This is a genomic window from Fructilactobacillus sanfranciscensis DSM 20451 (genome assembly GCF_001436035.1).
Classification (GTDB): domain Bacteria; phylum Bacillota; class Bacilli; order Lactobacillales; family Lactobacillaceae; genus Fructilactobacillus; species Fructilactobacillus sanfranciscensis.
The window spans coordinates 1-1,465 of sequence record NZ_AYYM01000050.1; the positions used below are offsets into that span (position 1 = coordinate 1).

At 35.4% G+C, this 1,465-nt stretch carries 1 protein-coding gene; it reads right to left on the reverse strand.

Annotated elements, in window-relative coordinates:
• The coding region (locus tag FD36_RS06315; RefSeq protein WP_191980107.1) for a glycoside hydrolase family 73 protein at nt 1-1,303 on the reverse strand (1,303 nt) is incomplete at its 3' end.
• Nucleotides 1,304-1,465: the final 162 nt, after the last annotated feature.

Consider the following 1,465-nt stretch of genomic DNA (forward strand, 5'->3'; position numbering starts at 1 on the left):
TTGTGTATGCACCACTTGCTGGTATCATTCCGTTAGTATCATTTGAAGGAGCTGGTTGGTTATTATTTCCATTGTTGTTTGCAGGAGCCGGGTTCCCATTATTTTGGTTGTTTCCGGTATTTGCTCCTGGTTGGTTTGTACTTGGTTGACTAGAACCATTGTCAAACCGGTTTAAATTATTGTAAGAAATAATACTAATCAAAGTATTGGCATAATTAGGATCAGTTGCATATCCGTCAGCTTGTAACATTTGGCAAACGTACGCATAATCCTTACTGTAAAGTAAGTTTGAATAACGAGGATTTACTGCTAAGAAATTCCCATGATCTTCTACACTGGTAGCCAAATCAGGATATGCACGGAATTTATCTTGAATAGTTACATAGTGACCATTGTAATATTCTTGAGTAGATTGCATCGTATAATTTCCGTTATAATCACCCTTGATTCCATAAAGGTTATTACCAGGAGCTGATTGACCCCAAGCACTTTCTACAATTGCTTGTGCCATTGAAACACTAGGTAATACGCCATATTCGTTCCAAGTATTTTGTGCCCCTGGAGCTAATTGATTAATGAAGTCTTGATGATCTGAACTAATATTTCCAGTAGAACTGTTAGAAGCTGGAGTCGCATCATTTAATTTAGCAACGTAATGAGCCTGTCCACTATAACTTGTATAATGTAACCATTCGTAACCATCGTTGTTACTTGTACTATCATAATTAATTGATTCGCCAGGATCTAGTGTATTAACAACATTAGAATCAAGTCCAGCTCCATCACGAATTGCTTGCTGTTGTGTAGCTGTATACGTTCCAGATTGAGGTTGGGCATCTAATTGAGTTGATTTAGCAGTCTGTAAAGCATTAGGAGTGTTATCAGTTGCTGTTTGATTAGTATTTGCATCCGTAGTTGCTTGTGCTGCTTGGTTATCAACTTGATTATCTGCTGAATTAATATTATCAGAATCAGCTTGTTTTTGTGTTTGAGCTGCTAAATTTAAAGCAACTCTATTTTGATTTTGTATAGATGATTGGTCTGTTTGAGTTTGGTCTGTTTGAGTTTGATCTGCATTTTGAACTTCTGGTTGAACAGGAGTTGCAGTTTGATCTGCAGTTGTAGTTGGATTTTCATCGGCAAAACTTGGAGTACTCATTAAGAATAATGAAGTAGATGCAAATGTAATTCCCATTGCAATCTTAATCCAGCCATGTTTCGACTTGGTTAGTTTTGTTCTAGTTTTGGTTTCCCCAGTAGCCATAGCCATCCGGTTATGTGCTCTAGTAAACTTATTATCCATAGATCTTATTCCTTTCATACGTATGTAACTAATTTATGTAACTAATTTATGTAATTAATCTTTTCTTAATTAATGCAACTAACCCGATAGTAACATAAATTAGTGTTTTTTCATAAATTAAAAATTTAACATGATATGAATCCCATAAGTTGGACAAAAATC